Below are 25,081 nucleotides of genomic sequence, written 5' to 3'. Positions count from 1 at the left end.
AACCAATCCTGAATGTTTGTTCTCGTAAAATTTTAGGCCACAATTCGCAGACGGCGCATTCAAAGTACGCTGTCGATGGTGTCCTTGATGATTTCCAGATCGTGATCCCGCATGCGCCAATTGCTGAACGCCGCACGGAAGCCGAACCGCCCGCCATAAACAGTTGGCGTCATGAACAGTTTGCCAGTCGCATTCATCCGCGACAACAATGCCCGATTGTCATCATCACTGCCCGGCCCGGCAAACATCGTGACGTTAAGTTTCGGATCCGCCAGCAGTTCAAGCCTGTCATGATCACGGATCCAATCGGCCAGATCAGATGCCTGATCGCAATTGGCCCGGACAATATCGGTAAAACCATCACGACCATAGGCCCTCATGGCCATCCACAATGGCAAGGCGCGGAACCGGCGGGAATTTTCCACCCCGCGATTGATATACATATTGCCAACCGCCTCGGTCTGCAGATACGGCGCAAACGCCCGGCAACTGGTTTCCAACACATTGATATGACGGGTCAGGAAAATGCCGCAGTCATAGGGGACGTTCAGCCATTTATGCCCATCAGATGTAATTGAATCAGCCCGATCAAGGCCGGACAGCAAATGAGCACGCCGGTCATCCAGCGCAGCAAACATACCAAAGGCCGCATCAACATGCAGCCAAGCCCCAAAGGCTGCACACAAATCGGCAATCGCAACCAGATTATCAAAATCAGTGGCGTTAACAGTCCCGGCCGAGGCAATCACCAGTTTGGCCTTGGACGTACTGGCCGCAAGCCGGTTTTTAAGATCGGCAATATCGGTTTCTTCGGTTCCCGGCTTGGTCGCAACCTTGGTAAAATTATTGCGGCCAATTCCGGTAATCGACAAATCCTTGATCATGCTGGCATGCGGACTGGCGGCAAAAATTTCGAAACCCGGCAAGGCCCCGGCACCATCGGCATCGACATCAACGCCAATCTGTTGCCCGCACCATTGCCGCCCGGCAACCAGCCCCAAAAGGTTCGAAACCGTCGCCCCGGTGGTTAAAACACCGTCAAAACGCCCGCGCGGCAAACCGCCCATATCGCAAAGCCAATGAATAACCTGTTCTTCAACGGCGGCGGTGACGCTGCCTTCCGGGCCTGTCGCATTCTGATCAATTGCACCGGTCAACCAATCCCCAACCAGGGCCGCAGGGGTGGTTCCCCCGGTGACAAACCCCAGATAACGAGGACCGATTGATGCGGCGAGCAACGGCAGAATTTCTTCCTTCGCTGCCCGCAACGCATCAAGCGCACCGCGACCCTGCCCTGGCATTGGGCGCAAGGGATCAAAGGCAGAAAAATCGCGGCAGGTCACATCCATGTCATCAGCACCCTGAACGAATTCACGGGTGATATCACTGGCCACAGCCAGAATATCGCCAAGCTGTTCAAGATCATCAAACATCAGATGACGTGCCGATGTCACAGTGGGGCTGCGTTCGGCACGATTTGAAGGGCGGCTCATGGAAGGTCTCCGTTCAGAACGCGGGCATAATCGGCCCGATCAATATTGGCACCAGTCAGAATGACCGCGATCTTCTTGCCGATATTGCGATCCCGATCTGCAATCGCCGCAGCAAGAGAAGCCGCACCGGCCCCTTCGGCAAGCGTGTGACAGGAACTGAAATACAGACACATCGCATCGCGAATCTGTTCGTCACTTACGGCAACAATATCGGATGCGCCCTTAAGGATGATCTGAAACGCGGCAGGATCAGGACAACGGCATGCCACCCCATCCGCAAAGGTTTTGGCAACAGCCGTTTCAATCACATGCCCGGCACGGAACGATTGCAGCACCGCATCCGCACCAGTTGCGACAACACCAATAATTTCGGTATCAAGCCCCAACGCATCGCGCACCGTAATCAATGAACAGATGCCGGATCCCATGCCGACTGGCACATAAATGCGGTCCAGATTTTTGACAGCATCAAACAGTTCCAAACCATAGGACGCAACACCACGCACAAGTTCGGGATGAAACGGCGGAACCATAACAAGATTTTTGGCCACAGCTTGCCTGGCGGCATATTCGGCCGCGTCCTGAAAATCATCACCATGCTCAATAACTTCGGCACCCCAGGCACGCATAGCAGCATTCTTTTCCGCAGAATTACCATGCGGCACGATAATGGTCGCCGAAATCCCGGCCAACCTTGCCGCATGCGCCAAACTTTGCCCATGATTGCCCCGCGTAGCACTTATGATCCCGACAACGGTATCAAACGAACTTTTCAAATACCGGCAAAATGTCAGCCCACCCCGAATTTTAAACGCACCAAGCCGGGTATGATTTTCATGTTTGACATAAAGGGACAATCCGGTCGCACGATCCAGCAACGGCCAATTAATTGTCGGCGTCGGCGGCACATATTCATGAACATAATCCGCAGCTTCACGAAGTTCGGCAATGGAAAACAGCGACATTGTCACCCTTTCGAAAAAATCGGTACAATACAAGAAAATTATCGATACAATTCAAAGACAGAGGTCGAACGGAGGCACGAGGGAGCGTGAACCTCCGTTCGGCGCAACTTTGGTTTAGTTGCGCGGGGGGAACCCTGTCCAGAACGGCTTTGACAATTCCCGATCCAGATCGGATCGCGTCATCCCGACATCCTTCAAAAGGTTGTCGTCAAGCTTTTCCAACATCCTGCGATTACGGGCCTTTTCTTGCCAGACACACAGAGCCTCGGCCAGAAAAATCGCGATGCCGGCAACAGCTGAACGCCAAGTCATCGCCTTTACGGCGCCCTCGGTATTCACCTGTGCGTTTCCTTTGATGTTTAGATCGGAAACCCGGATTGTATCGTTACAATTTACCATCGCGTCCTCCTGTCGATTGATTGTAGCGATTTTGTTTTGTCATTGACATTGTCACCATGTCAATTTAAACATTGTCACCATGACAATATGGCTTCCAACCCTCAAAGGCGGCAGCGGCCCTGTTTATAAACAGATCGCACATGCCATTCGCAATTCGGTCGATGACGGGTCCCTTAAACCCGGCGACCGTCTTCCCACCCATCGCGACCTTGCCTATCATCTGGGTGTTACGGTCGGCACGATTACGCGATCCTATCGCGAAGCCGAAAGACTGGGCCTTGTGGCGGGTGAAGTCGGACGTGGCACCTATGTGTCGGGTGTTTTGCAAAATGATCTGGATATGGCGGTTACCGTGCCCGCCCCCGGCCATTTCAGTAATAATATCGGGAAAATGACCGATAAAACGGCCAATGACGATGACGACAACATTGGCCCGATCAATTTCCGCATGAATTGTCCGGTCCCCCCGCAAGAAGATCACATTCGCAACGTCCTGATCGATGTTGCCAAATGCACGCCCTTAAACGACATGATCACATACAAGTCGGAATATGGCATGGCCAACCATCGGCGGGCATTGGCGTCCATGGCCGGTGCATTGGGGCTTGATGACAATCCCGAACGGGTTTTGCCAACGGCCGGTGTTCAGCACGGCATGACCGTATCGCTGTTGGCAAGCATCCGCCCCGGCGATTTGGTTCTATGCGAAGAACTGACCTATCCCAATCTGCGCAGCCTTGCCAATTTACTGCAATTTCGTCTGCGCGGTGTTGCAATGGACGATGACGGCATCATCCCCGAAATGCTTGAAAACCTGTGCCGCACCCAAAGCCCGCGTGCGATTTATTTGATGCCGACCCTGCACAACCCGCTTTGCAGCACCATGAGCCAGCAACGCCGCATAGAAATTGCGGAAATTTTGCGGAAATATGATCTACTGCTGATCGAAGACGGTATCTATCATTTCCTTGATCCTGATGCCCCGCCCCCGCTTTCTTGCTTTGCCCCGGAGCGCAGCATCTATCTTGACGGCGTTTCAAAAAGCATCGGCGGCGGTCTTCGCATCGGATATATCCATGCGCCAAGTGAAATGATTGCCAAACTTGCCAGCGCAATTCGATCAACCTGCTGGATGGTATCGTCAATCAATCTGGAACTGGTGTCGCGCCTGATCGAAGACGGCAGCCTTAAACGTTACGAAGCCTGGCACCGTGAAGAGGCTGCAAGACGACTTTCGATCATCCTTGGGACGCTCAAGGGATATGACGTCCGTTTCCATCCGACCAATTATCACATCTGGCTGGGCCTGCCGAACCATATCGATCCAAGTGAACTGGTCATGAACGCGGCCAATAACGGCGTTCTTCTGACCGCAGCACAACAGTTTTCGGTTGGCCCGCCACCGCGCGGACTGCGCCTTTGTTTCGGGGCGGAAAAGTCATCGGAACGGTTGCGTCAGGGGGTTCAGATCGTCGAAAGACTTTTGCAATCCAGCGAATTTGGCAATACGGCTGTGATGTAACCCCCATCACGATTTGACTGTAATTGCGACGATCATAGCGGCGGCAAAAGTCGCCGCTATTCCTTCTCACAATGCCCCCATCCCGCGGGCGAAAGATCACCCAAAAGTATTGCGGTTCGGGCGATATGCACGCCCTGACTGAACTTGGAACGGGCCTGTATTGAACGCGATGCAGCAAATTCCCCAACCAGCCCTTGACCACCCTGTCCCATTGCTTCCAAGATATGATTTCGGGGTCAATTTAAAGACCCGCCGCATCCTTTTGGGCAGCAGAAAGACAGCAAATGCCAGTTTCCCGCCTCGACGCTGATGATTGTGGCTTCCCCCACTTCCGGATTCGCAGCCCACAGAAAGACCAAACCCCCGAAATATTCGCGTTTTCATCGCATTATCGCGCGGCCGAAGCTTTGAAATTCGGCCTGTCAATGTCAGAGCCTGGCTTTAACATTTTCGTGCTTGGTCTTGATCGCGCCGGTCGCATGACCGCAACGCTTGATTACCTGAAAAAGGCGATGGAAGAACGCCCCGCCCCGCAGGATTGGGTTTACCTGAACAACTTTTCACGGTCGAATAAACCCCGTCCCTATGCACTGGCAAGCGGCGAAGGCACCAAATTGGCCGACGCGATGGAAACCCTTATTTCCCACCTGCGCGAGGCATTTGCATCGGCCTTTAATGCCCCGACCCATTTGACCGAAACACAATCCCAGACCGAAGAAGCCCGCACACAGTTGCGTGAAAAGTTCGATGCCTTGCGCGAATATGCCCGCAAGCACGGTCTGGATGTGCAGGAAAACGAAAAAGGCGTGATGATTGTCGCGCTGAACGAAGAAGGCGAACCGGTTTCACTTGATGAAATCCCCAAGGAGCGCCGCAGCGAAGCCGAAGACGCCTTTGAAGACGTCGCCGAGGAAGCCCGCAAAACATTACTGTCGACCCGCGACCTTGAAGAACAGATTGCCGATACGCTTGATGCCTTGCGGCGCAGTGCGGCCAAGGTTGTACTGAAACCCCGTATTCGTAAAATCCGTGATAAATTCACCGCCCCGGGCCTGAAAGCATGGTTCGAGGCGCTGGAAAAAGACATCCTTGATAATATCGATGCCTTTGAAGAAGACAGCGATCAGCCCACCATCGATAGCGGCGATGGCAAAATGCCCGAAACCGTTGATGACAGATATGCCGTCAATCTTCTGATTGATCATTCGCGCGACAAACACCCCGATGTCGTTTTGGAACCAAGCCCCAGTTACGATAACCTGTTTGGCCAAATCCAATACCGCCCGCTGGCAGGTGGCATGCATCCGCATTTCAGCCTGATCAAACCGGGCGCATTGCACCGCGCCAATGGCGGGGTTCTGGTATTGCGCGCAGAATCACTGGTTGAACATGAAGACAGCTGGGCTTTCCTCAAAGCAGCCCTTCGTGACCGTGAAATCCGCATCGAGGAAACCCATAAATCAGGCCCACCAACCGCCGGCGCACCGGAACCACGCCCGATCCCGCTAGACGTCAAGGTCGTCATCGTTGGCGCGCCGAAATATTATTATACCTTCTTCTCGCTGGATGTGGATTTCCGCAACCATTTTCGGGTCAAGGCCGATATTGATGCCGATATGCCCGCCGTTGGACGCAATATTTCCGTTTACACCGGACTTTTGCGCAGTTCGGCTTTGGATCGGACCGGCATCACACTTGATAATGGGGCGATCCGGCAATTGCTGGGGCAAGCCGCCCGCTGGGCCGGTGAACGCGACAAACTGACCGCCCAGATCGAACGGGTCGAAGACGTCGCGATTGAAGCCGGTGCACTGGCAAAGTCTGAAAACCGCGAAACCATCCGTGCGGCCGATGTTCGACGCGCCATCGAAGAACGCCGTCACCGTAACAGCCGCCTTGAAGACCGATCCCATGAACGGGTCCAACGCCGTGAAATCCTGATTGATAGCTTTGGCGCGGTTGCCGGCCAAGTTAACGCCTTGACGGTGCTTGATTACGGTGATCATGCCTTTGGCCTGCCCGCACGCGTTTCGGCCCGGTCCTATGTCGGCAATCTGGGCGTTCTGAATATCGAACGCATGGTCGATATGTCTGGCCCATTACAGCAAAAATCGGTCATGACCATCGAAGGTTTCCTGAAATCACGCTTTGCGCAGGATTTCCCGATATCGTTTGCCTGCAATGTCACCTTTGAACAAAACTATGGCGGCATCGAAGGTGATTCTGCGTCCATGGCCGAACTTTGTGCCATCATATCCGCGATCTCGAACATCCCGATGCGACAAAATATTGGCGTCACCGGATCGATGAACCAATTTGGCCAAGCCCAGCCAGTTGGCGGGGTTTCGCACAAAATTGAAGGCTTCTATCGCATTTGTGCCGATCAAGGATTTACCGGCGATCAGGGGGTCATCATCCCGCTGGCGAATGCGGAAAATGTTGTCCTGCGCGAAGAAGTCGTTCAGGCCATCCGCCAAGGAAAATTCAACATCTGGACGGTTGAACATATCAACGACGCCATCGAATTGCTAAGCGGTAAACCATGCGGCGATCACCCGGATGGTCAATACCCGGACGACAGCGTCTATGGCAAGGCGATGGAAAGACTTAGAAAGAATGATCGCATCCTGCGCGATCGTCATGCCTTTCCGGCCTGGTCGGAGCAATAAATGACCCCGGCAGCAATGCAATCCTCCCAAAGCATTTTCCCCAGCAAACGATGCTGGGGATATGTGCTCAGAACATCCGCGGGATGTCTTGCTGCCGGTTTTTTTCTTTTGTCTACCGCCGATACTGGCAATGCCCAGTCCAGCAGCCACACAACGGGCAAATCAATCCCGGCGACAAGGATGATGCCATCGGGTGTGGATGCCATTCCAAACGATCTTCCGGTTCATGCCAGTGGTGCATCACCGATCAATCAACCGCTAAGTCTGCTGCCCGGCACCATCCCGGATCACCCCATATCAATTGAAGACGTCGACCTGCCCAGTCTTGCCGAACAATATCGTTTGGAAAAACAAGGCATCCGGCGCGCGCCACAGGTCAGATCGACAACCAAATCAGCAACACCCAAAACCGTCGTGCAAAAAACATCCGCCCAACCGATTTCAACTGCCACGGCACGTCCAATGATTGGCACAGAAACAAAAGCAGAAACAAACCCCGGATATATCGCGCCAGAAACCGGTAGCAATTACATCATCCAACTGGGTGCGTTTCACGACGCAATCAGCGCGCAATCCTATTGGGCCAGCTTCATGGTCCGCTATCCCGACCTTGCCCAAAGCCATCCCCGCAGCCTTTCAACTGCGGATCTTGGCACCAAAGGCACATATCATCGCCTGCGCCTTGGCGGATTTGCCGATTTCACCAGTGCCCAAGCAAAATGCCGCCAGCTTTTGGCTGACGGCACGGATTGCTTTGCTGCGAAAAACCGCTAGGGCTCAGCGCCTAAATTTCGAAGCTCCAAGCTCCTATTTCGCGGCCGCTCCCAGCAGAACAATTTTATCAACGATCAGCGTTTCCGCCTCGGAACAAGTGGTCATCAAGGCACCATGCCCGGTGACGCGAACCTTGTCCCCCGGACGGAATCGGGATGCCTTGTTGGCCAACGCATAAAGTGTGCCGTCATCCGAACGGAAGGTCACGCATTCACGGCCCTGATCGGTAATCACACCGGTCAGGGTGAAACTCTCTTTCTGAAACGTGGAACATGCCGACAGCAACATGCCGACAGCCAGGATCGCGGCAACCTTGCCAGAAACAGTTCTAAATCCGGATTTCATTGTCATTCTCCTGTGCTCGTGCTCGTGCGGTTTTTGTCATCACAAATCCTTCTTTGTGTCGTTAAGGATGTTGTAACGCCATTGGCTTTAAAAGGATTTGTTAATCGTTCTACGCGTTTCATATAGCAATGTCATTGATAACAAGATCAAAGATGAACAACTCGCATCTAGAACTTCTGAAAAAACTTGCTGAAGAGTTTCAACCGCGAACGGACGCCAACACCCGTGCGACGGTCGAAACCGAAAGCACGGATGCATTTGCGACACTCGTGGATCTTGCGCGCGATATGCAAGACCGCCTTGATCAGCAACAAAACCGCATTCGCCAGCTTGAACAGCTTGTTGAAACCGATGAATTGACCGGGCTTTATAACCGCCGTGGTTTCCTGCGTCGCACCCGCGAAGCTCTTTCCCGTGCGGCACGACAAAAAGACTGTGGATTGCTGGTCATTGCCGATCTGGACGGCTTCAAGGAAATCAATGATTTTCACGGCCATGCTGCCGGTGATGCGGTCTTGCGCCATTTCGGACAAAACCTTCGGACCCATACACGCGCAGATGATTTTGTTGCCCGATTTGGCGGCGATGAATTTGCGATCCTGATGGTTGGCAGCAATCCGGACATTGCCAAACCGCGCATTCAGGACCTTGAAAAGGCAACTGCCCGTTTCCCGTTAATCTGGCAGGGTTCCGGCCTTCCAATACGGGCCAGCTTTGGCTTTACCATCTACACCGCTCAAAGCGATGTGACCGAGCTTTTGAAAAATGCCGATAGCGCGATGTATGCCAACAAGCATGCCAAGCGATCACGCACAGAAAGCAACCATAACGCAGCCTGAAGATCAGGCTTGCAAGACCCTCTTCAATACAGATCTGCAGATCAAAAGCCCCCTTCGAATGGCAAAAAGCACTTTTTTTGTACAATTCATCCTTTTGCCCAGTCGATAAACACCCTCCCCGGACTGAAGTCACATCAAGCACGGTATGACCGCATTTTTTTCCTTATTCTCGTGCTTTTTCTTCGTATTACCCTCTATGATCGTTATCTAGGACGAATTGGGGGAAGATGACTTCGGAATACAATCCGAAGCATTCGGGGGTCAGGCTAAATGGTGGTTCTCATATGATCGAAGGCGCGGCCTATTCAGCGGAAAATAATGACCGTGATCTTCTGGCTGCCATGGCATTCTGCTGGGCGGATATGTTGCTTGAAGTTGATGAGAACGGATACATCCTGTTTGTTGCCGGTGCGACCGAAAGCCTTCTTGGATGCCCGCCCGAACGATTGATTGGCGAGGCACTTGATAAACTGGTCATCAAATCAGAACGCCCGTTGCTGCGTGCCTATCTTCATGCAAGTTCTGGCATCAAACGGCTTGAAGAACTCGATCTTGATTTCCAATTGATCGAAGAAGATGGGACATCTCTTGGCAGTTCGGTTCCCCTGTCACTAAGCGGCTATATGATTTCCGAGCCCGCCGGACGTTATTTTCTGGCAGCCCGGCATCGTGCCATCCGCCCCCGCGCAAGGTCTGGCATTGACCGATTAATCCTGCAAAACTCTCTGTCTTCTGCATCGGCAAAAACCGGTCAAAATGAATTGCAAGCCACAGCAGCAGCGCGCGCCGCATCAAGCCATAGCGAAGCACTTGTTGTGCTTGAAAACCTTGCAGCCCTTCGCAGTCAGGCGGAAACCGACGCAACAAACGAATTGGCGCAACTGATTGGCATCGGTGTTGGTGGACGCAAGAATTATGGTTCCCTCGATCTAAGCGGAGGCGCAGACCGCATGATCGACGAGCCGATGATCGAACTTGAACGCCGGATTGTCGCCTATGCCAGTGCGCTGCGTGCCGATCTTGGTGATCCTGAATACAGTGATGACACCCCCGCCACAGACCCGTTCAAAAATCTGAGCCTGACCACAGGTAACTCTGGCACGTCCAGCACGACAATGTTGACCACCAATGACCTGTTTGGCCACGATTACGATCTGGCAAGTGGCGTTCATCGACTAACCCAAAAAGGGCAACAACCGGCAACAACCGGCGAAAAGGAAACCAACCTGACCCGTGCCGTTGCCTATGCCCTGAACCGTTTGCAGCATCGCAGTGACGCCGATGTTTCTGCCGAACGGCTTTCGGCCAGCCTGCCACACCTGATTCAGGAAACCTTGAAATCTGTCCGGGCGTTTCGTGAAATCGTACAAAACGGATCCTTTGCCGTTGCATTGCAGCCAATTGTCCACCTCGACACACAGGAAATGCATCATTACGAAGCATTGGCACGCTTTAATGATGGCAGCAGCACACTTGCTGTTGATCAAATCATTCACTTTGCCGAAGGCACCGGATTAATCACTGAATTCGATCTGGCGATGTGCCAAAAGGTACTCGACCATGTCACACAGGATTCCGGGCATATAACCCATTCAGTTGCGGTCAATCTGTCGGGTCATTCGCTCGAACAACACGATTTCCTGCCAGCCCTTGAACAGCTTTTGGACCGGTATGACATGACCCCGGCAAAAATCATGTTCGAGGTTACTGAAACATCGCGCATTCGTGGCCTTCGTGACGTCAACGAAAGTCTGCAACGGCTGCGCGGGCGCGGCCATCTGGTTTGTCTTGACGATTTCGGCGCCGGTGCCGCCAACTTTGAATATCTGAGCGCCCTTGATGTCGATATTATCAAATTCGACGGCGGCGCCATGCAGACCGCCCTTGCCAAACCCAAAGGCCGGGCGTTTATCAAGGCAACCGCAAATCTGTGCCGTGATCTTGGTATCCATACAATCGCTGAAATGATTTATGATCAGACAAGTTTCGAATTGGTGCGCGATCTGGGCATCGATTATGGTCAGGGTTATCATCTTGGCGTGCCCGTGACATTGGCCGGAATCAGTAACGATGCCACCAATCAGGCACAGGCGAATAACATCGGCCGAGGCGGAAAATGAATCGAGACGACAAAGACGCAGATAACGATATGCCCGAACAAATTGAAAACGCATCCAGTCAGGGCTTTACCCTTGACCCCAAAGTCATGGCCGACGCCGAGGCCCCGGTTCTTGTCATGGATGCACAGGGCACACCGCTTTTTGCCAATAAGAACGCCATGAGCTTTGCCAATGGCATCCGCGAAGGTCTGTTTCCCGAAATCAACAAGCTTGTCATGCGTGCCATCACAACACCGGGTGGCGTTGTTGAACTTTTGACATTCGAAGTACAGCGCGGAACCGCGGCCCTTGAATTAACCGCCCTTCCTATGGCCGATAACCGGGTTCTGTTATTGCCACGTGATGTCAGCATGGATCGCAACCTGCGTGATGCACTGATTGATTCGCGCCAACGCTATCGCGACATCGTCGAAGTTTCATCCGCCTTCGCATGGGAAACTGACGAAACCGGCAATTTCGTCTTTGTCTCCCCCCGCGGGGCATTGGGTTTCAAGGCCGAGAACCTTGTCGGGCGTTCGCCGTTGGAATTCCTTCTCGACACGGCCGATCAGGACAGCGAAATCGTGTTCCGCAGCCAAAAGGCCGTCCGCGATGTACCGATTTGGTTACGCCGTGCAAACGGCAGTGCGGCATGTCTGGCGGTATCATCGACCCCGGTATACACCCGCGATGGTCGATGGACCGGAACCCGCGGCTTGGCCCACGACATTACCGAACAACGCCGCCGCGAAAGCGAAATCGCCACGGCCCGAAACCGTGACCGGTTGATGACCTATATCGTACGAACCATGCGCGATGAAATCGACCCGACACTGGTCCTGAAAGGCGCTGCCGATGCCAGTGCCCGGGCGCTTGCCTGTGCGGGATGTGCAATTTTCCGGCGCAGCGACACCAGCGACGAAATTGAAATCGTCGCCTGCCATGGCCCCGACGACCTTGATCCGATTGCCAAACAGGCCCTGAAGAAACTGGGCAAAACCGACGATACATTCGAAGCCGAAATTGACGAATATCGGGTTTTGGCCCAACGATGCCATTATCATCAACGCGCAAACGGTGCCGTCGTATTTATATTCAACGCCGACCACCCCGCCCCCAACGAGGGCGAACGCGCGATCATGACCGAAGTATCCGACCAGATCGGCATTGCCATCGAACAGGCCGCACAGCACGACCGAATTGTAACATTGTCGCGTACGGATGGCCTGACCGGTCTGTTAAATCGTCGTGCCTTTTTCGATGAATTAACCCGTCGCCATGCCCGGCTTTTGCATGAAGACATGCCTGCCTCGTTGATGTATGTGGATATGGATAATTTCAAACTGGTCAACGATGTGCACGGCCATCAGACCGGCGACGAAGCCATTCTGGCTCTGACCCAAATTCTTTTGGAAAACACGCGCCCGATTGATCTGGTTGCGCGACTGGGCGGCGATGAATTTGTTATATGGCTTGATGGTGCGGATATGGCAACGGCGTCACAGCGCGCCCGTATCCTGCTAGACAAAAGTGCCGCATTATCATCATTTTCTGGTGCCAAAGATCAACCACTTGGTATCTCGGTTGGTATTGCCATACGGGAACCTGATTCAAAAGAACCGCTGGAACAACTTGTTCTTCGCGCAGATCAGACCATGTATCAGGTCAAGAAACATGGCAAAGGCAGTTTCGGTATTGCAGCCCCCCCCGGATCAGATGATCCGGCAAAAATAGAAGATTAGGAGACGTCCCTGATGAAGGGTTTTTTGCAACGGGTATTCACAAAGCGTCGGGAAACCCCGATCACTTATGAAGAAGCCAAGGAAATGGCTGGCAGCCCGGATGCGAACATTCGTAGCAAAGTTGCGCAACGTCACGATGCCAAACCGGAAATCCTGTATTATCTTGCCAATGATGCAGATTCTTCCGTGCGCCGTCATATTGCCGAAAACCATGCGACCCCGGTACAGGCCGATGTCCTGCTTACCGATGACAAGGACGACAGCGTCCGTGGATCGCTGGCCGAGAAAATAGCCCATCTGTCCGAAGGGCTAAGCCCCAACGAGACAGACAAACTGCGCCGAATGACCTATGAGGCGCTTGATAAACTGGCACGCGATCAGGCTGTTCATGTGCGTCAGGTTATTTCGGAAACCCTCAAAGATATTGCGAACGCGCCGCAGCCGATTATTCAACAGCTGGCGCGCGATACCGAAAGTGTGGTTTGCGGCCCGGTCCTGCAATATTCCCCGGTTCTAAGCGAAACCGACCTGCTTGAAATCATAGAAGCCAGTTCCGGACGCGGCTCTCTAAGCTTCATCTCGCGCCGTCGCAATGTTGGTGAAAAACTTGCCGATGCGATTGCGGCCAGCAGCGACAAGGACGCCATTTCGCACCTTCTGGGCAATAAATCAGCCCAGATTCGCGAAGAAACCCTTGATCAACTGATTGATCGCGCGCCGGACTATCCGGAATGGCACGAACCCTTGGTTGAACGCCCCAAATTGCCGCCAACTGCAGCCGGGAAACTTGCCCGGTTTGTTGCAGAAAACCTGATCAGTGTTTTGGAACGTCGCAAGGATATCAAGAAAGATCAGCTTGAAGCCGTGCGTGAAGTCGTTCAGCGCCGTATCGCATCGGGTGAATTCGATAAACGCGAAGAAGCCCCGGCCGACATGCGCAAGGCCAAGAAAAAAGACGTCGATAAAAAAACCGCCAAAGGCAAAAGCGGCATCGAAGCTGCTGCGACCGACGGCGACGTCGAGGAAGAATCTACTTATGAAAAGGCCCTCGCCCTGCATGCCAAAGGCAAGCTGACCGACAAGGACGTCGCCAAGGCACTTGCGGCGAATGACATCAAACTGGCCCGTGCGGCCCTTGCGGTTTTGGCAAGCATCTCGCCCGATGCCGTTACCAAGGTGCTTAATACACATTCGGCCAAAGGCGTCGTATCGCTGGCGTGGAAAGCAGGCCTCCCTGCCGACCTGGCCGTCAAGATCCAGGTTAAGCTGGGCCATGTCCCACCGGGGCAGACCCTTAACCCGCGGGGTGGAAATGAATATCCACTTAGCGAGGAAGATATGAACTGGCAGCTGGAATTCTTTACCGGGATGGCAACTGTGGGCCTGCGATAATCAGGCCCGTCTTCCCGCGCCCATCATCCACCGCGGTTCGCAATCGGCACAGCAATCCATTGCGGCCCTGTCAAGTTCAGCGAAAACAGCCCTCAGGCCGCCCGCAACATCGAAATATGGGCAATGCCGTCTTCGTAAAAAGCTTCGCCGAACGGCGCAAAGCCAAGTGATGCGTAAAAGCTTTTAAGATAAAGCTGGGCATTCAGGAAAATCCCTTTTCCGGCAAAACTGTCATCACAGGATGCGATGGCCTGCAACATCAGCTTGCGGCCAACCCCCTGCCCGCGCAATTCAGGGCTGGCAACCACGCGGCCAATTGCCGGATATTCCCCCTGTTCGCAATGATCCGGGTCCAGCCCCGGCGCCACAATTCGCGCCGCAGCCACCACACGGTCATCCAGCAACCCAAAAACATGATTGCAAACCGGGTCAAGCCCGTCGATATCGGGAAAAATGCATTCCTGTTCGATGATGAAAATCTGCTGACGCAGGCGAAGCAGGTCATGCACCTGACGCGGCGTCATGTCGTCAAAGGCGCAATGCACCCATTTCAGGGGTGATGGCGAGGACAAGGCAGACATGGCGGCGACTTTCATTTCCGGACAATGGTGCTGATTGCGATTCTTTTGGTTATTTCGCAGCCAGATGTTCGATGTGATAGATAAACACATCATTTTTCTGTGTCGATGACAACAACCGGTTTCCGGTCATCTCACAAAAGGATTTCATATCGGCAACCGATCCCGGATCAGTCGCCAAAACCCTTAGGATTCCGCCATTTGGCACGTCGCGAAGAGCCTTTTTTGCCTTTAACACAGGCATCGGACACATCAGCCCGCAGGCGTCAAGAATATGGTCAACAGGGCGATCTGAGGTCATTGACACGAAAAACCTTATAAAAAATCAGGATAAACCACCCAATCGGTGAATTGGCGATTGTTGCATTTGCACAATATGTTAGACTTAACATCCATAATCAATCAAACGCTGATGCCCGCCCGCGATGCAAATCTATTTGCCTATTGCCGAGATGTCGGTAAACATTTTTTTGATATTAGGGCTTGGCGGCGGCGTCGGATTTTTGTCCGGATTGTTCGGTGTTGGCGGCGGCTTTCTGATTACACCGCTTTTGATTTTTTACGGCATCCCCCCCGCAGTTTCAGTTGCTACCGCCGCAAACCAGATTGTCGCATCGTCGGTTTCCGGCGTTTTTGCCCATTGGCGCCGTGGCAATGTTGACCTTCGGATGGGGCTTGTCCTTCTTGCCGGTGGTATTGTCGGTTCGACCATTGGGGTCTGGGTGTTTGCCTGGTTGCGGTCGCTGGGTCAGATCGATCTGGTCATTTCCCTGTGTTATGTGATCTTTTTGGGGATCATTGGCGGCATGATGCTGATCGAGGCATCCCGCGCCATTTTCCGTACACGTCGCCGTGGCGGTCAAATCCGCCGCACAAAAAAACACCAGCACAGCTATGTCCATGGCCTGCCCTTCAAGATGCGGTTCTATCGTTCCGGCCTTTATATCAGCGCTCTTTTACCGCTTATGATCGGCTTTTTCGTCGGCCTTTTGACCGCTTTGATGGGGGTTGGCGGCGGTTTTGTCATGGTACCGGCGATGATCTATCTCCTTGGCATGCCGACCAGTGTCGTAATTGGCACCTCACTGTTTCAAATCATTTTCGTCACCGCCAACGTCACATTCCTGCAAGCCGTACAAACCCAAACCGTTGATGTTGCCCTTGCCATCCTGCTTTTGATCGGCGGCGTAATTGGCGCACAATTCGGGGCACGATTTGGCTCTAATCTTAAAGCTGAACATTTGCGTGCCCTGCTTGGTTTGCTGGTTATGTCGGTCTGTCTTAAGCTTCTGTTTGATCTGGTGATCACACCGACCGAACTTTATTCCATTGCACCGGGGAATTTGTGATGCAAAGACCGGTCGCGATCATGAACAGGATGTTCACGGCGCTGGCGATCCTTGCTGTTCTTGGCGTCACCACGACGAAACGTGCACATGCCGATGCGCTGATTGTCGATCTTTCCAACCATCTTGTGGCGATCACCACCGGCTTTACCGGCACCGACGTTCTATTATTTGGTGCCGTACAAAGCGAAGGGGACGTGATTGTTACCGTCAAGGGCCCGGATCAGGACATGGTCGTGCGCCGCAAGGAACGCAAGGTCGGTATCTGGGTCAACAGCGAAAGTGCAACATTCCGCAACGTTCCGGCCTATTACACCAGCGCATCAAACCGGCCGATGGAAATCATCGCCAATATGCAGCTTTACAGCGACTATCGCATTGGCCTTGAACATCAACGCTTTGTCACGGAAATCGACGACAAGGACCGCAACAGCAGCCATTATCGCGATGCCTTACTGCGCAACATGCGGGCTGCCGGTCTTTTCAACAAGCGCCCGGCCAAAATCAGCTTTCTATCCAATCAGTTGTTCCGGACCGATATCCATTTCCCGGCCAACACACCAACCGGCACCTATACAATCAACGTCTATCTGATCCGGGATGGCAAGATTGCAAGCGTAAAGACCACACCGCTTGTGGTTTCGAAAACAGGTGTAAGTGCCGCAGTCTATGACTTTGCTCACCGATATTCCGCACTTTACGGGATCATCGCCGTCATCATTGCAATCATTGCCGGCTGGATCGCAAGCGTCGCCTTCCGCAAACGGTGACCCCGCCCGCAATCACCGATTGAACGATTGCGAAAGACCTTTTTCGGATAAAATATTCGCACATGCACAATGCTATTGTGCGGTTGCGTAAAGATATTTTCTTTGTCGAATAACGTGAAAAATTGCTTGGAAACCAGCGTTAAGTTACGGCAAACTGCACCGATCCGGCATGATGGCGCCTCGCCCCGCAGTTTGGCGCCAACACATCAGGACCTCATTTCAAGTCAAAGCAGGACGACATGAATTCATTGGATGCCGACCGCGAACTGCGCGCCACCACGAACCGCACGTTCCTAGTTGTGGTCGACGAAAGTGACGAAATGACCAAGGCACTTCGCTATGCCTGCCGTCGTGCGCAACATACCGGCGGGCGGGTGGCCTTGCTTAGCGTGATCCAACCCGCCGAATTTCAGCATTGGATGGCCGTTGGCGACCTGATGCAGGAAGAAGCCCGTGAGAATGCTGAAAACCGCGTCAACGAACTGGCAGCCTATGTCCATGAACATACCGGTTCGATGCCGCTGCTGTTCATTCGCGAAGGCCGCATCAAAGACGAACTGCTTAAGGTTCTGGAAGAAGAAGAACAGATTTCCATCCTTGTCCTCGCCGCAGGCGCCCATAGCGAGGGCCCGGGTCCATTGATCACGGCCCTAACCAGCAGCGATATTGTCGGTCAGTTGCGTTTACCCCTGACCATCGTCCCCGCGGCACTATCAGATGCCGATATCGACGCGCTCAGTTAATCGCAACCGCATATGAATGACAAAAGCCGGGCAATGAATTGTCCGGCTTTTCCATTTGCAAGCATTCCGACGGCCCACCGCCGCATATCCTTTTATTCTGTACGTTCTTCCAGGAAGTTCATATAGGCATCAAAGGACGAGCGTTGCCCGAATAAAACATGGGCACGATTGCGGATTGCTTGTGAAACAACCGAACGGCGGCGCTTATCAATCGCAAGCGTCAAGGCCGTTTCAACATAATCTGCTGAATGATAGGCCACACAGTCAAAGACCGAAATCTGGCGATAACAGGTATGGCTGCGCCGTGATCGCGCACCTTTCCCCGGCAAGGTTACCAAGGGCACACCAAGCCCAAGACAATCAAATGCCAGCATCGCATCATTCCACGCCGGGCTTTCCAAAACCACATCCACAGCGCAAAGCAGCGAATGCAAATCGGCCCGGCTGTGAACCGAAACAAACCGCATCCGGCCCGCAACATCGGCATAATTAACCGCAAAACGCCGCCCCCATGCGGCGTCCCAACTGTCACGTTCGGGCGCAATCAGCAACAATTCAGCCGTTTCATCAAGACGCAGGATTTCCGCAATCAGCGGATCAAAGTCTGCGGTCAACACATCAAGCGGCTGCGGACAAAGATATGTATTGCGCTCCGGATCAATCCGCCAGCGACGCTGCAAGTCACCGGGTGCCAATATGATTTCTTCCGGGCGGGTCGCATTCACAAACAGCCCCGGCAAACGGATCAATTCTTCGCTAAAGCGGGTTTCGCCGCCTGCGGTTTCCCAATCTTCAGCAATCAAATGGCAATCGATATTCGATAGCCCGGTGGTCGCTGCGATCCCGCCACCGGCAATTTGAAGCGGCGCCAAACGCCAACTTGCCAGCAACATTGTATAGGCATCGGACTGCGGATCGACATAATGCAACACGTCCAGATCAAGCCCGGCAATCACGCGTGCAGAATGCAGCGGATCAAGCGGCAGCGGCACAACCAGATCAGTTTCGGCATCAATGCGCCCGGTAATGTCATCTTCGCCAAGCGGCGGGCGAATAACCGTAATATCAAACCGGTCGCGATCAATCGCGCGCACAAGCCCGGCAATCCAGCGACCGATACCGTTATCACGCATATTGGCCGAAACAATTCCCAACCGGACCTTATCCCCCGCACGGCGTGTCCGCGCCGCCACATGGGGCACATCATAACCAGATACCAATCGTTCCCAATAATGCCCGACCGCACGCAATTGCGCATCCCCTTCGGGGCGCAATGCCGCACGCCAGACAGGCGGGAACCGTGTCAAGGTAATCGGATCAATCAGGTCACTTTGGCCAAGGTCAACTTCAAGATCGCCATCATCCATGGTGTCATCAAGAAGATCCCGCACGACTTCGTCATTCTGTGCTGCCAGATCGGCCGGGACAGGTGCAAAAAGCAACCGGCGCGCTGTTCGGAACAGGGCCGTGTTGTCACCATTGGCAATCTTGCGATCAATCGCATTCTGCAAAACCGATTGTGCGGATGCGGCGTCACCTTCCTCGGCAAGTTCAACAGCAAGCCGGAACACCGCAGCATCACCGCCGCCCGACCCGATCGCCGCCCCGAAACGTTCAACGGCTTCGCTATGACGCCCGGCAAGGCTAAGCGCCTCCCCCATCATCAAAAGAAGCTCTGGATCATTGGGTGTCGCATGCAACAGGGATTCAAGCGCACCGATGGCCTCGCTTCCCTGCCCGGTTCGCAAGAACAAAAGCGCAAGCGTCCGCCGTGCTTCCCCGTCCTGCGGATCAAGGGCAAGCACCTGACGCAAACAATGCAGGGCACCGGCAAACTGACCAAGCCGGAAAAGCGCATTGCCATATGCGGTGAGAGCGCGTTGATGACCAGGCTGCAATGTCAGGGCACGCAAAAGCGGTTCAGATGCTGAAACAATCCGCCCCTGATCAAGGCGAATTTGCCCCATCAACACCAGTGCATTGACGATATCATCGCGTAGCTTCAATGCTGTTGTGCAAGATATTTCAGCACTGGCAATGTCACCCATCGCATATTGGCAGGCGCCAATGTTGGCGTGTATTTCCGCAACATCGGGTGCCAGTTTCAACGCATAAAGATAATTTTCATGGGCCAGTTCAAGTTCATCAAGCTGGCGATATGTATTGGCAATATTGCAATAAAGTGCCGGGGCATCCGGGCAAAGGCGAATCGCGCGCTTGAATGCACCGATTGCATCCCGCAATTTACCGGCCGCTTTCAGGGCCTGGGCATGGTCATGTTGAATTTCGGCATTGTTGGCATCTGCGATTGCCGCACGCCCCATACGTTCAGCGGCCAAGTCGTTTTGTCCTTGTTTCATCGCAACCAAACCGGCCAAATGCATGGCTTCTGCCGCCTGCGGAAACGCACGCGTCATCTTGCGACAGGCATTTTCTGCCTCCGCGATCTGACCTGTTTCATACAGATCAGTTGCAGACCGGAACATCTCGCCAAGCTCAGACAAGGGTCATTACATCCGACGTTGATTGAAACTTTTGCCCACCGTAATGGCAAAGCGTTAACAATCGTGCAATTCCATTGTGCCGTTAAAGTACCCGGACAAGAAATTTCCCGATGGAAAAGGATGATTTTTCTATCGGTGTGGAAGGACACACGCCGTTCCGCATCCCGTCTTTAATGTGACGGGATCCCCGAACCGTGCAATTGTTCGGTGTTGATGACCGACCAATACGCAACCCGGGCATTGAAAATACCGCTTTGAATCAGGCATTTTCGAATAAATCCATTGGCCCGTAAGGCTTCAATTCCGGTATTAAGACGATCAAGAATATCTTCGGCATTTGGCAAACGCCGCGATATCATGAAATGCTGACTTCCGGGCAGGGCCACCTTGATACCGGGAACCGGCACAAGTCGAATGCCGTCAATTTCCCGCCCCTTATCCGCAGCCGCCGAAAATTCAAGCAATGTGAAATCAGCACGACGCTGATCAATCAGATTAAATATCTGGCGCGACGTGGCCGCGTTCAACAATTGCCCCGGCGCCAATTCTTCCAGAACCTGCCAATCCAGCCGCCAGTTACGGTTCATCACGGCCCGCAGGCCTTTCAAATCATCGACATGTCGTACTGCGGCAAGCGAAACATTATCCGCACGACCGAAAATACCTTTTTCAATTTCGCCATTCTCGATGAAGGCAACCGATTTCAACACGGCTTTGTTACCGTCAATGTTGAATGTCCAGTCCGACTTGATGCTGGCCTTGCCACTTGCAATCATCATGCGGCTTCGTTCAGAATTCGGTGACGCCACTGGCACCAAAGGCGCGGTTACCCCGCCAATGGTAAGCGCGTGTCGCAATATGGTGTAATTGGCAAGCGAGACATTATTGATATTCGGGGCTTCACAACGATCACAAAATGCGTTTTGACCACGATAACACGATACCACACCCGACATATCCGCATCGCGCACAGGAAACGTAAGTCCGCCTGCGGACATTGTTTCTGCCTGTGACGGATTGGAACCGACAAGGCCGATAAAAGACACCATAACGATGGTTACAGTCACATACAGAAAGCGCATTACGGGTTTATCCTAAAAGCCAGCTTTAGGAATATGTGATTGCCAACCTGCAAAAACAATAAAACAAAAATAGCAGGGCAATATAACCACATGCCCTGCCATCCAAAATCTCATCAGCACCGACACCTTGGTCGGGTCTTTTTCGACCAGATCAACGTCCTAACTGGCGTAATAACGCCCAAACCGGTTGGTCAGGAAATCATCAAGCGCAACCTGTTCCTGACGAAGGTATCCCTTGCCTGCCAGTTTGCCGGTCAGAACCATATCCATGACGGCACAAAGACCCGCCGACGTTGTGATCTGGATCGCAGACCAGTTTTTGCCACCGATTGCCGTACCATGGACCTTGCGGATGAAGTTTTCTTCGCATAGCTCGCCATCGCGCAAACCGATTGCATCGGCAAAGATCACAATCACGTCCTGACTTGTGATCGGCAGCGACTTCTCAAAAATTTCCTTCATCAGGTCCGGACGTTTACCAAGGCCAAGATCCTCGATCAGAATTTTCAGGATTTCCTGATGCCCGGGATAGCGCACGGTCTTGTAATCAAGGTTGTCGACCTTGCCTTCAAGCATGTCACATAGCGCCCCGACACCACCCGACGTGTTAAACGCTTCGTATTCGGTACCATCAAGGGTGAAACGCTCATATCCCTCCAACGGCAACACTTCGATCCGCTTGCCCTTATGGATCGCTTCACAAGGGTTGAGATATTCGTTGATCAAACCATCCGTCGACCAGGTCAGGTTATATTTCAAACGGTTGGTCGGGTTTTGTGGCAAAGCACCGACCCGAAGGCGCAAGTTCTGAACGGTATCAAACCGTTTGAAAAGATCATGCGCTGCAATGGAAATAAAACCGGGCGCCAATCCACATTGCGGCACAAATGCACCGGCGGCGTCCTGGGCAATTTCGCGGATTGCACGGGTGGTTTCAACATCTTCGGTAACATCGAAATAGGATGCCCCAACCGTGCGCGCCACGCGGGCAATCGCAACATTCAAATAAAACGGACAGGTCGACAGGATGGCATCATGGCCGTTTGCAATTTCCGTAAGGGCAGCCTCGTTGGTAACATCGACATTTACCAATGTTGCAGCATTATCCTTGGCGCATATTTCAAGCATATGGCCGTTGGAATCGGCCAGCGTCACGTCATATTCACCGCTTTCACGCAACATGACGGCTGCCATACGTCCGATTTTACCGGCACCCAGAATCAAAACCTTTTTCATTTTAAAACTTCTCCCATTTTTTTATCGGTGACCGCATGCAATGCGTTGCCATACCCTGGATAACGTTATTGTTATGCTTCTTTGATGGTCTTCCGCTGGACTGCCGGTTACAACCCGGTGATACTGTGAAAATCAATGATTTAACCATCAAAATAACGGGTAAAACCGATGAAACGCAGACTTGATGATATTGATCGGCGCCTGATTGCCCGCCTGCAACAAAATGCCCGCATGCCAATTGCAGCACTGGCACGTGATGTCGATCTGTCACGAAGCGCGGTTCAGGAACGTCTGGAACGACTGGAACAGGCAAAATTCATTGTTGGATACACGGTACAGCTTGGCAAAGAGGCCAGATCACTTTTGCTGGCCGAAGTCATGATCCAGGTCGAACAAAAACAATCTGCCGGGGTGGTCAGGGCCTTGCAAAAGATCACCCATTGCATTCGTTGCCTTGCGATTTCGGGGGAATACGATCTGATCGCTGAAATTGCAGCCGACACATCCGAGGAACTTGATGCCGTCCTTGACCTGATTGGGGCTCTGCCCGGAATAAAACGCACGGCAAGCTCAATCATCCTTTCCACGAAATTCGATCGCCGCTAAACTGCCCCCCGGGTTGGGGAGCCTCTGTTCGGGAAATTTGAATAAATTGGCTGAAAAACGCAGATATTCTGTTCTGACGGTTCTGCTCGCCGGCTTTTCTGTCACCAGCGTTCTTGGTGTTGGCATTGCCCTTTACCTTGGTCTTGGCGCCGCCTATCAAAACACCCGAAATCTTTGGGTCATGATGAGCGACCTGGACCTGACATCGGTCCAGCGCAGCATGCATGAACGCATGGAAAATGTCAGCTTGCGCGCAACCTGGGTTGCCGATCAGGTTGCCAGCGGCACCCTTGATCCCGCTTTTCAACATGGCTGGCAAAATGCAATGCGCGCACTCGCCGCATCACACATGGATGTCATGGCCTATGGCCTGATTACCGGCGACCGTCAGTTTATCGGCTATAACCCCGAAGGAATGCGCGATATCCGTCGCACGCTCCCCGCCGATGACATGCTGTTTTCCGAACTGGCCCATTTACGCGGACCTTCAACCAACCACACCAGTTTCCCGCGATGGGACCCCTATTTCAAACAAACCGTGATCGCGAACTGGATTCCACTATTCCTTAATGGGCGATATCTGGGAACATTTATCCAGTATCTATCACTTTCCAATCTGTCCAACAGCCTGATCCGGGGTCGAGAAGGCCTGCCCGGTGTTCCTTTTGTCCTGATTGCCGGAAACCGGGTTATGGCGCACCCCAGACTAAGTGAATGGGGGAACAGCACCGCATCCAGTCTTGTGAATGGTGCAGATATTGCCCGCAGCCCGATCCCGCTTCCGACCATCAATGATATTGGTGATCCGGTTCTGGCCAATATCGGCAAGTCTGAAAACATTCGCTTTCGTAAAACGACACTTGAAAAAAGTGATTCCAGCACCCTTAAACTATCGGGTCTTGAACTTAACGGCCATTATTCGATTATCGTTACCAAACAGATCCTGAACACCCCCTTCTCGCCGATGATCATCGGTATGCATTTCGAAGAAGCACTGTTTAACGATGAATGGAACCGGTTGGTTTTGGCATCGGCAATGGGCGGGGTTGTCCTGATCTTGTCAATCATCATCGCAATCCTGATCGCACGTCAATTCACCAAACCGATCCGCCTGTTCGCCTCTGCCGCACGCGCCTTCGAAAAAGACGGCATCGACAATCACGATTTCCCTGATCTTAGCGGCAGCCGCATTCGCGAATATGACGATGCGGCACGGTCTTTTAACCATATGATCAAGGCGGTCCATGATCGCGAACGGATCACCAGCCTGTTTGGTAAATTCCTGCCCGCCTCAATTGCGCGCAAACTGCTGGCATCCGGAACAGATTCAGGCGTCCTTCCCCCGCAACAATGCGAGGCAACCGTCCTGTTTGTCGATATCGAAGCCTTTACCAGCCTGTGTGAAACGCTTGACCCGCAACAGATCGTATCAATGCTAAACGCCTATTTCGACTGCACGACCAACATCATCGAAGAACATGGCGGCATCATCACCCAATTCCAGGGCGATGCCATCCTTGCCGTGTTTAATGCCTTTGACGAGTTGAATGACCATGCCGATGCGGCCCTTGATTCCGCTATCGCCATCCAGCATGCGGTCAATACCCGCCAATTCGATGGCTTATCACTCCGCTGTCGTTGCGGTGTCAATACAGGGCGCATGATCGCGGGGAATGTCGGGGCAAGTGCCCGCCTGTCCTTTACCGTTCACGGGGATGCGGTTAATACGGCATCAAGGCTGGAACGGGAAAACAAGGTTCTTGGCACACGCATCCTGCTGTCAGACAGCACACACGACCAACTTTCCGATCCGGAACGTGTTGTAAAGGCCGGAACCATTCAGTTGCGCGGTCGCCATTCAGAAACCGTACTTTACACCTGTCGCCCTCAAAACTCGCGATAGTCTTTCAATCACGCTCAACCCTCAGTAAGCTATCCCGATCATCCGGAAATCCAATCCGGAACATCGGGGCAGTG

General features: G+C 53.1%; 21 protein-coding genes. 12 read left to right on the top strand and 9 right to left on the bottom strand.

Going from position 1 to position 25,081, the window contains the following annotated elements:
- Nucleotides 1-59: 59 nt before the first annotated feature.
- The 3 genes from TALK_RS09445 to TALK_RS09435 all read right to left on the bottom strand — a co-directional run bounded on the left by TALK_RS09445 (nt 60) and on the right by TALK_RS09435 (nt 2,857).
- Nucleotides 60-1,493 (bottom strand): pyridoxal phosphate-dependent decarboxylase family protein, encoded by a 1,434-nt coding sequence (locus tag TALK_RS09445; protein WP_085618157.1) that lies wholly within the window; start codon nt 1,491-1,493, stop codon nt 60-62.
- The gene (locus TALK_RS09440; RefSeq protein ID WP_211274794.1) at nt 1,490-2,458 is read right to left on the bottom strand and encodes a threonine dehydratase; all 969 of its coding nucleotides are present in this window, start codon (nt 2,456-2,458) and stop codon (nt 1,490-1,492) included. The genes TALK_RS09445 and TALK_RS09440 overlap by 4 nt, the downstream gene beginning before the upstream one ends.
- Nucleotides 2,459-2,572: 114 nt before the next feature.
- On the bottom strand, nt 2,573-2,857 hold the full coding sequence (locus tag TALK_RS09435) for a DUF1127 domain-containing protein (protein WP_085618155.1): 285 nt from the start codon (nt 2,855-2,857) through the stop codon (nt 2,573-2,575).
- A 79-nt stretch (nt 2,858-2,936) separates the two neighbouring features.
- Here TALK_RS09435 and TALK_RS09430 point away from each other — a divergent pair, with 79 nt between their 5' ends.
- The 3 genes from TALK_RS09430 (at nt 2,937) to TALK_RS09420 (ending at nt 7,822) form a co-directional block, all read left to right on the top strand.
- Nucleotides 2,937-4,379: an aminotransferase-like domain-containing protein gene (locus TALK_RS09430; protein WP_085618153.1), complete on the top strand. Its 1,443-nt coding sequence runs from the start codon at nt 2,937-2,939 to the stop codon at nt 4,377-4,379.
- Nucleotides 4,380-4,663: 284 nt separating this feature from the next.
- Nucleotides 4,664-7,048 carry a Lon protease family protein gene (locus tag TALK_RS09425; protein WP_085618151.1) on the top strand — a complete coding sequence of 795 codons (2,385 nt, stop codon included), beginning with the start codon at nt 4,664-4,666 and terminating at the stop codon, nt 7,046-7,048.
- Nucleotides 7,049-7,822 carry an SPOR domain-containing protein gene (locus TALK_RS09420; RefSeq protein ID WP_085618149.1) on the top strand — a complete coding sequence of 258 codons (774 nt, stop codon included), beginning with the start codon at nt 7,049-7,051 and terminating at the stop codon, nt 7,820-7,822.
- Between the two features lie 33 nt (nt 7,823-7,855).
- Here the strand turns inward: TALK_RS09420 and TALK_RS09415 are convergent, their stop codons facing one another.
- Nucleotides 7,856-8,167: a DUF5818 domain-containing protein gene (locus TALK_RS09415; protein ID WP_085618147.1), complete on the bottom strand. Its 312-nt coding sequence runs from the start codon at nt 8,165-8,167 to the stop codon at nt 7,856-7,858.
- A gap of 152 nt (nt 8,168-8,319) precedes the next feature.
- On the opposite strand from TALK_RS09415, the gene TALK_RS09410 reads away from it, so the two are divergent.
- The 4 genes from TALK_RS09410 to TALK_RS09395 all read left to right on the top strand — a co-directional run bounded on the left by TALK_RS09410 (nt 8,320) and on the right by TALK_RS09395 (nt 14,239).
- A complete protein-coding gene (locus TALK_RS09410) occupies nt 8,320-9,006 on the top strand; it encodes a GGDEF domain-containing protein (RefSeq protein ID WP_085618145.1) in 687 nt (228 codons plus the stop codon).
- Between the two features lie 227 nt (nt 9,007-9,233).
- Nucleotides 9,234-11,126, top strand: a complete 1,893-nt coding sequence (locus tag TALK_RS09405) for a sensor domain-containing phosphodiesterase (RefSeq protein WP_245829809.1) — start codon at nt 9,234-9,236, stop codon at nt 11,124-11,126.
- Complete coding sequence (locus TALK_RS09400) at nt 11,123-12,847, top strand: sensor domain-containing diguanylate cyclase (RefSeq protein ID WP_085618143.1); 1,725 nt, start codon at nt 11,123-11,125, stop codon at nt 12,845-12,847. Before TALK_RS09405 ends, TALK_RS09400 begins: the two co-directional genes overlap by 4 nt.
- Before the next feature lie 12 nt (nt 12,848-12,859).
- Nucleotides 12,860-14,239: a DUF2336 domain-containing protein gene (locus TALK_RS09395; RefSeq protein WP_085618141.1), complete on the top strand. Its 1,380-nt coding sequence runs from the start codon at nt 12,860-12,862 to the stop codon at nt 14,237-14,239.
- Between the two features lie 92 nt (nt 14,240-14,331).
- On the opposite strand, the gene TALK_RS09390 is transcribed toward TALK_RS09395, so the two are convergent.
- Together TALK_RS09390 and TALK_RS09385 are read right to left on the bottom strand one after the other, a co-directional pair.
- The gene (locus TALK_RS09390) at nt 14,332-14,820 is read right to left on the bottom strand and encodes a GNAT family N-acetyltransferase (RefSeq protein WP_245829807.1); all 489 of its coding nucleotides are present in this window, start codon (nt 14,818-14,820) and stop codon (nt 14,332-14,334) included.
- 49 nt (nt 14,821-14,869) lie between these two features.
- Nucleotides 14,870-15,118 carry a sulfurtransferase TusA family protein gene (locus TALK_RS09385; protein ID WP_085618138.1) on the bottom strand — a complete coding sequence of 83 codons (249 nt, stop codon included), beginning with the start codon at nt 15,116-15,118 and terminating at the stop codon, nt 14,870-14,872.
- A gap of 124 nt (nt 15,119-15,242) precedes the next feature.
- Between TALK_RS09385 and TALK_RS09380 the strand changes: the two genes are divergently transcribed.
- From TALK_RS09380 to TALK_RS09370, 3 genes are all read left to right on the top strand, one after another.
- Entirely contained in the window at nt 15,243-16,166 is a 924-nt protein-coding gene (locus tag TALK_RS09380) for a sulfite exporter TauE/SafE family protein (protein WP_085618136.1), read from the top strand.
- Nucleotides 16,167-16,186: 20 nt separating this feature from the next.
- Nucleotides 16,187-16,933, top strand: a complete 747-nt coding sequence (locus tag TALK_RS09375) for a TIGR02186 family protein (protein ID WP_245829805.1) — start codon at nt 16,187-16,189, stop codon at nt 16,931-16,933.
- Nucleotides 16,934-17,172: 239 nt separating this feature from the next.
- Nucleotides 17,173-17,676: a universal stress protein gene (locus tag TALK_RS09370; protein ID WP_085618132.1), complete on the top strand. Its 504-nt coding sequence runs from the start codon at nt 17,173-17,175 to the stop codon at nt 17,674-17,676.
- Nucleotides 17,677-17,768: 92 nt separating this feature from the next.
- Here TALK_RS09370 and TALK_RS09365 read toward each other — a convergent pair whose 3' ends face one another.
- The 3 genes from TALK_RS09365 to TALK_RS09355 form a co-directional block, all read right to left on the bottom strand.
- A complete protein-coding gene (locus TALK_RS09365) occupies nt 17,769-20,180 on the bottom strand; it encodes a tetratricopeptide repeat protein (protein ID WP_085618130.1) in 2,412 nt (803 codons plus the stop codon).
- A 170-nt stretch (nt 20,181-20,350) separates the two neighbouring features.
- A complete protein-coding gene (locus TALK_RS09360; RefSeq protein WP_085618128.1) occupies nt 20,351-21,262 on the bottom strand; it encodes a hypothetical protein in 912 nt (303 codons plus the stop codon).
- A 159-nt stretch (nt 21,263-21,421) separates the two neighbouring features.
- On the bottom strand, nt 21,422-22,498 hold the full coding sequence (locus tag TALK_RS09355) for a saccharopine dehydrogenase family protein (RefSeq protein ID WP_085618126.1): 1,077 nt from the start codon (nt 22,496-22,498) through the stop codon (nt 21,422-21,424).
- A 168-nt stretch (nt 22,499-22,666) separates the two neighbouring features.
- Here TALK_RS09355 and TALK_RS09350 point away from each other — a divergent pair, with 168 nt between their 5' ends.
- Entirely contained in the window at nt 22,667-23,104 is a 438-nt protein-coding gene (locus TALK_RS09350; RefSeq protein WP_085618124.1) for an Lrp/AsnC family transcriptional regulator, read from the top strand.
- A 46-nt stretch (nt 23,105-23,150) separates the two neighbouring features.
- Complete coding sequence (locus TALK_RS09345) at nt 23,151-25,007, top strand: adenylate/guanylate cyclase domain-containing protein (RefSeq protein WP_085618291.1); 1,857 nt, start codon at nt 23,151-23,153, stop codon at nt 25,005-25,007.
- Nucleotides 25,008-25,081 lie beyond the last annotated feature (74 nt).

Origin of the sequence: Thalassospira alkalitolerans (genome assembly GCF_002115745.1) — a bacterium.
In the GTDB taxonomy this organism is placed as follows: Bacteria; Pseudomonadota; Alphaproteobacteria; order Rhodospirillales; family Thalassospiraceae; genus Thalassospira; species Thalassospira alkalitolerans.
This window is presented reverse-complemented; position numbering and strand designations above follow the sequence as displayed.

What these genes read in the sequence shown, in the direction of transcription:
- TALK_RS09445 (WP_085618157.1), bottom strand. Translation starts at nt 1,493, where the DNA reads ATGAGCCGCCCTTCAAATCGTGCCGAACGCAGCCCCACTGTGACATCG.
- TALK_RS09440 (WP_211274794.1), bottom strand. Translation starts at nt 2,458, where the DNA reads ATGTCGCTGTTTTCCATTGCCGAACTTCGTGAAGCTGCGGATTATGTT.
- TALK_RS09435 (WP_085618155.1), bottom strand. Translation starts at nt 2,857, where the DNA reads ATGGTAAATTGTAACGATACAATCCGGGTTTCCGATCTAAACATCAAA.
- TALK_RS09430 (WP_085618153.1), top strand. Translation starts at nt 2,937, where the DNA reads ATGACAATATGGCTTCCAACCCTCAAAGGCGGCAGCGGCCCTGTTTAT.
- TALK_RS09425 (WP_085618151.1), top strand. Translation starts at nt 4,664, where the DNA reads ATGCCAGTTTCCCGCCTCGACGCTGATGATTGTGGCTTCCCCCACTTC.
- TALK_RS09420 (WP_085618149.1), top strand. Translation starts at nt 7,049, where the DNA reads ATGACCCCGGCAGCAATGCAATCCTCCCAAAGCATTTTCCCCAGCAAA.
- TALK_RS09415 (WP_085618147.1), bottom strand. Translation starts at nt 8,167, where the DNA reads ATGAAATCCGGATTTAGAACTGTTTCTGGCAAGGTTGCCGCGATCCTG.
- TALK_RS09410 (WP_085618145.1), top strand. Translation starts at nt 8,320, where the DNA reads ATGAACAACTCGCATCTAGAACTTCTGAAAAAACTTGCTGAAGAGTTT.
- TALK_RS09405 (WP_245829809.1), top strand. Translation starts at nt 9,234, where the DNA reads ATGACTTCGGAATACAATCCGAAGCATTCGGGGGTCAGGCTAAATGGT.
- TALK_RS09400 (WP_085618143.1), top strand. Translation starts at nt 11,123, where the DNA reads ATGAATCGAGACGACAAAGACGCAGATAACGATATGCCCGAACAAATT.
- TALK_RS09395 (WP_085618141.1), top strand. Translation starts at nt 12,860, where the DNA reads ATGAAGGGTTTTTTGCAACGGGTATTCACAAAGCGTCGGGAAACCCCG.
- TALK_RS09390 (WP_245829807.1), bottom strand. Translation starts at nt 14,820, where the DNA reads ATGTCTGCCTTGTCCTCGCCATCACCCCTGAAATGGGTGCATTGCGCC.
- TALK_RS09385 (WP_085618138.1), bottom strand. Translation starts at nt 15,118, where the DNA reads ATGACCTCAGATCGCCCTGTTGACCATATTCTTGACGCCTGCGGGCTG.
- TALK_RS09380 (WP_085618136.1), top strand. Translation starts at nt 15,243, where the DNA reads ATGCAAATCTATTTGCCTATTGCCGAGATGTCGGTAAACATTTTTTTG.
- TALK_RS09375 (WP_245829805.1), top strand. Translation starts at nt 16,187, where the DNA reads ATGAACAGGATGTTCACGGCGCTGGCGATCCTTGCTGTTCTTGGCGTC.
- TALK_RS09370 (WP_085618132.1), top strand. Translation starts at nt 17,173, where the DNA reads ATGAATTCATTGGATGCCGACCGCGAACTGCGCGCCACCACGAACCGC.
- TALK_RS09360 (WP_085618128.1), bottom strand. Translation starts at nt 21,262, where the DNA reads ATGCGCTTTCTGTATGTGACTGTAACCATCGTTATGGTGTCTTTTATC.
- TALK_RS09355 (WP_085618126.1), bottom strand. Translation starts at nt 22,498, where the DNA reads ATGAAAAAGGTTTTGATTCTGGGTGCCGGTAAAATCGGACGTATGGCA.
- TALK_RS09350 (WP_085618124.1), top strand. Translation starts at nt 22,667, where the DNA reads ATGAAACGCAGACTTGATGATATTGATCGGCGCCTGATTGCCCGCCTG.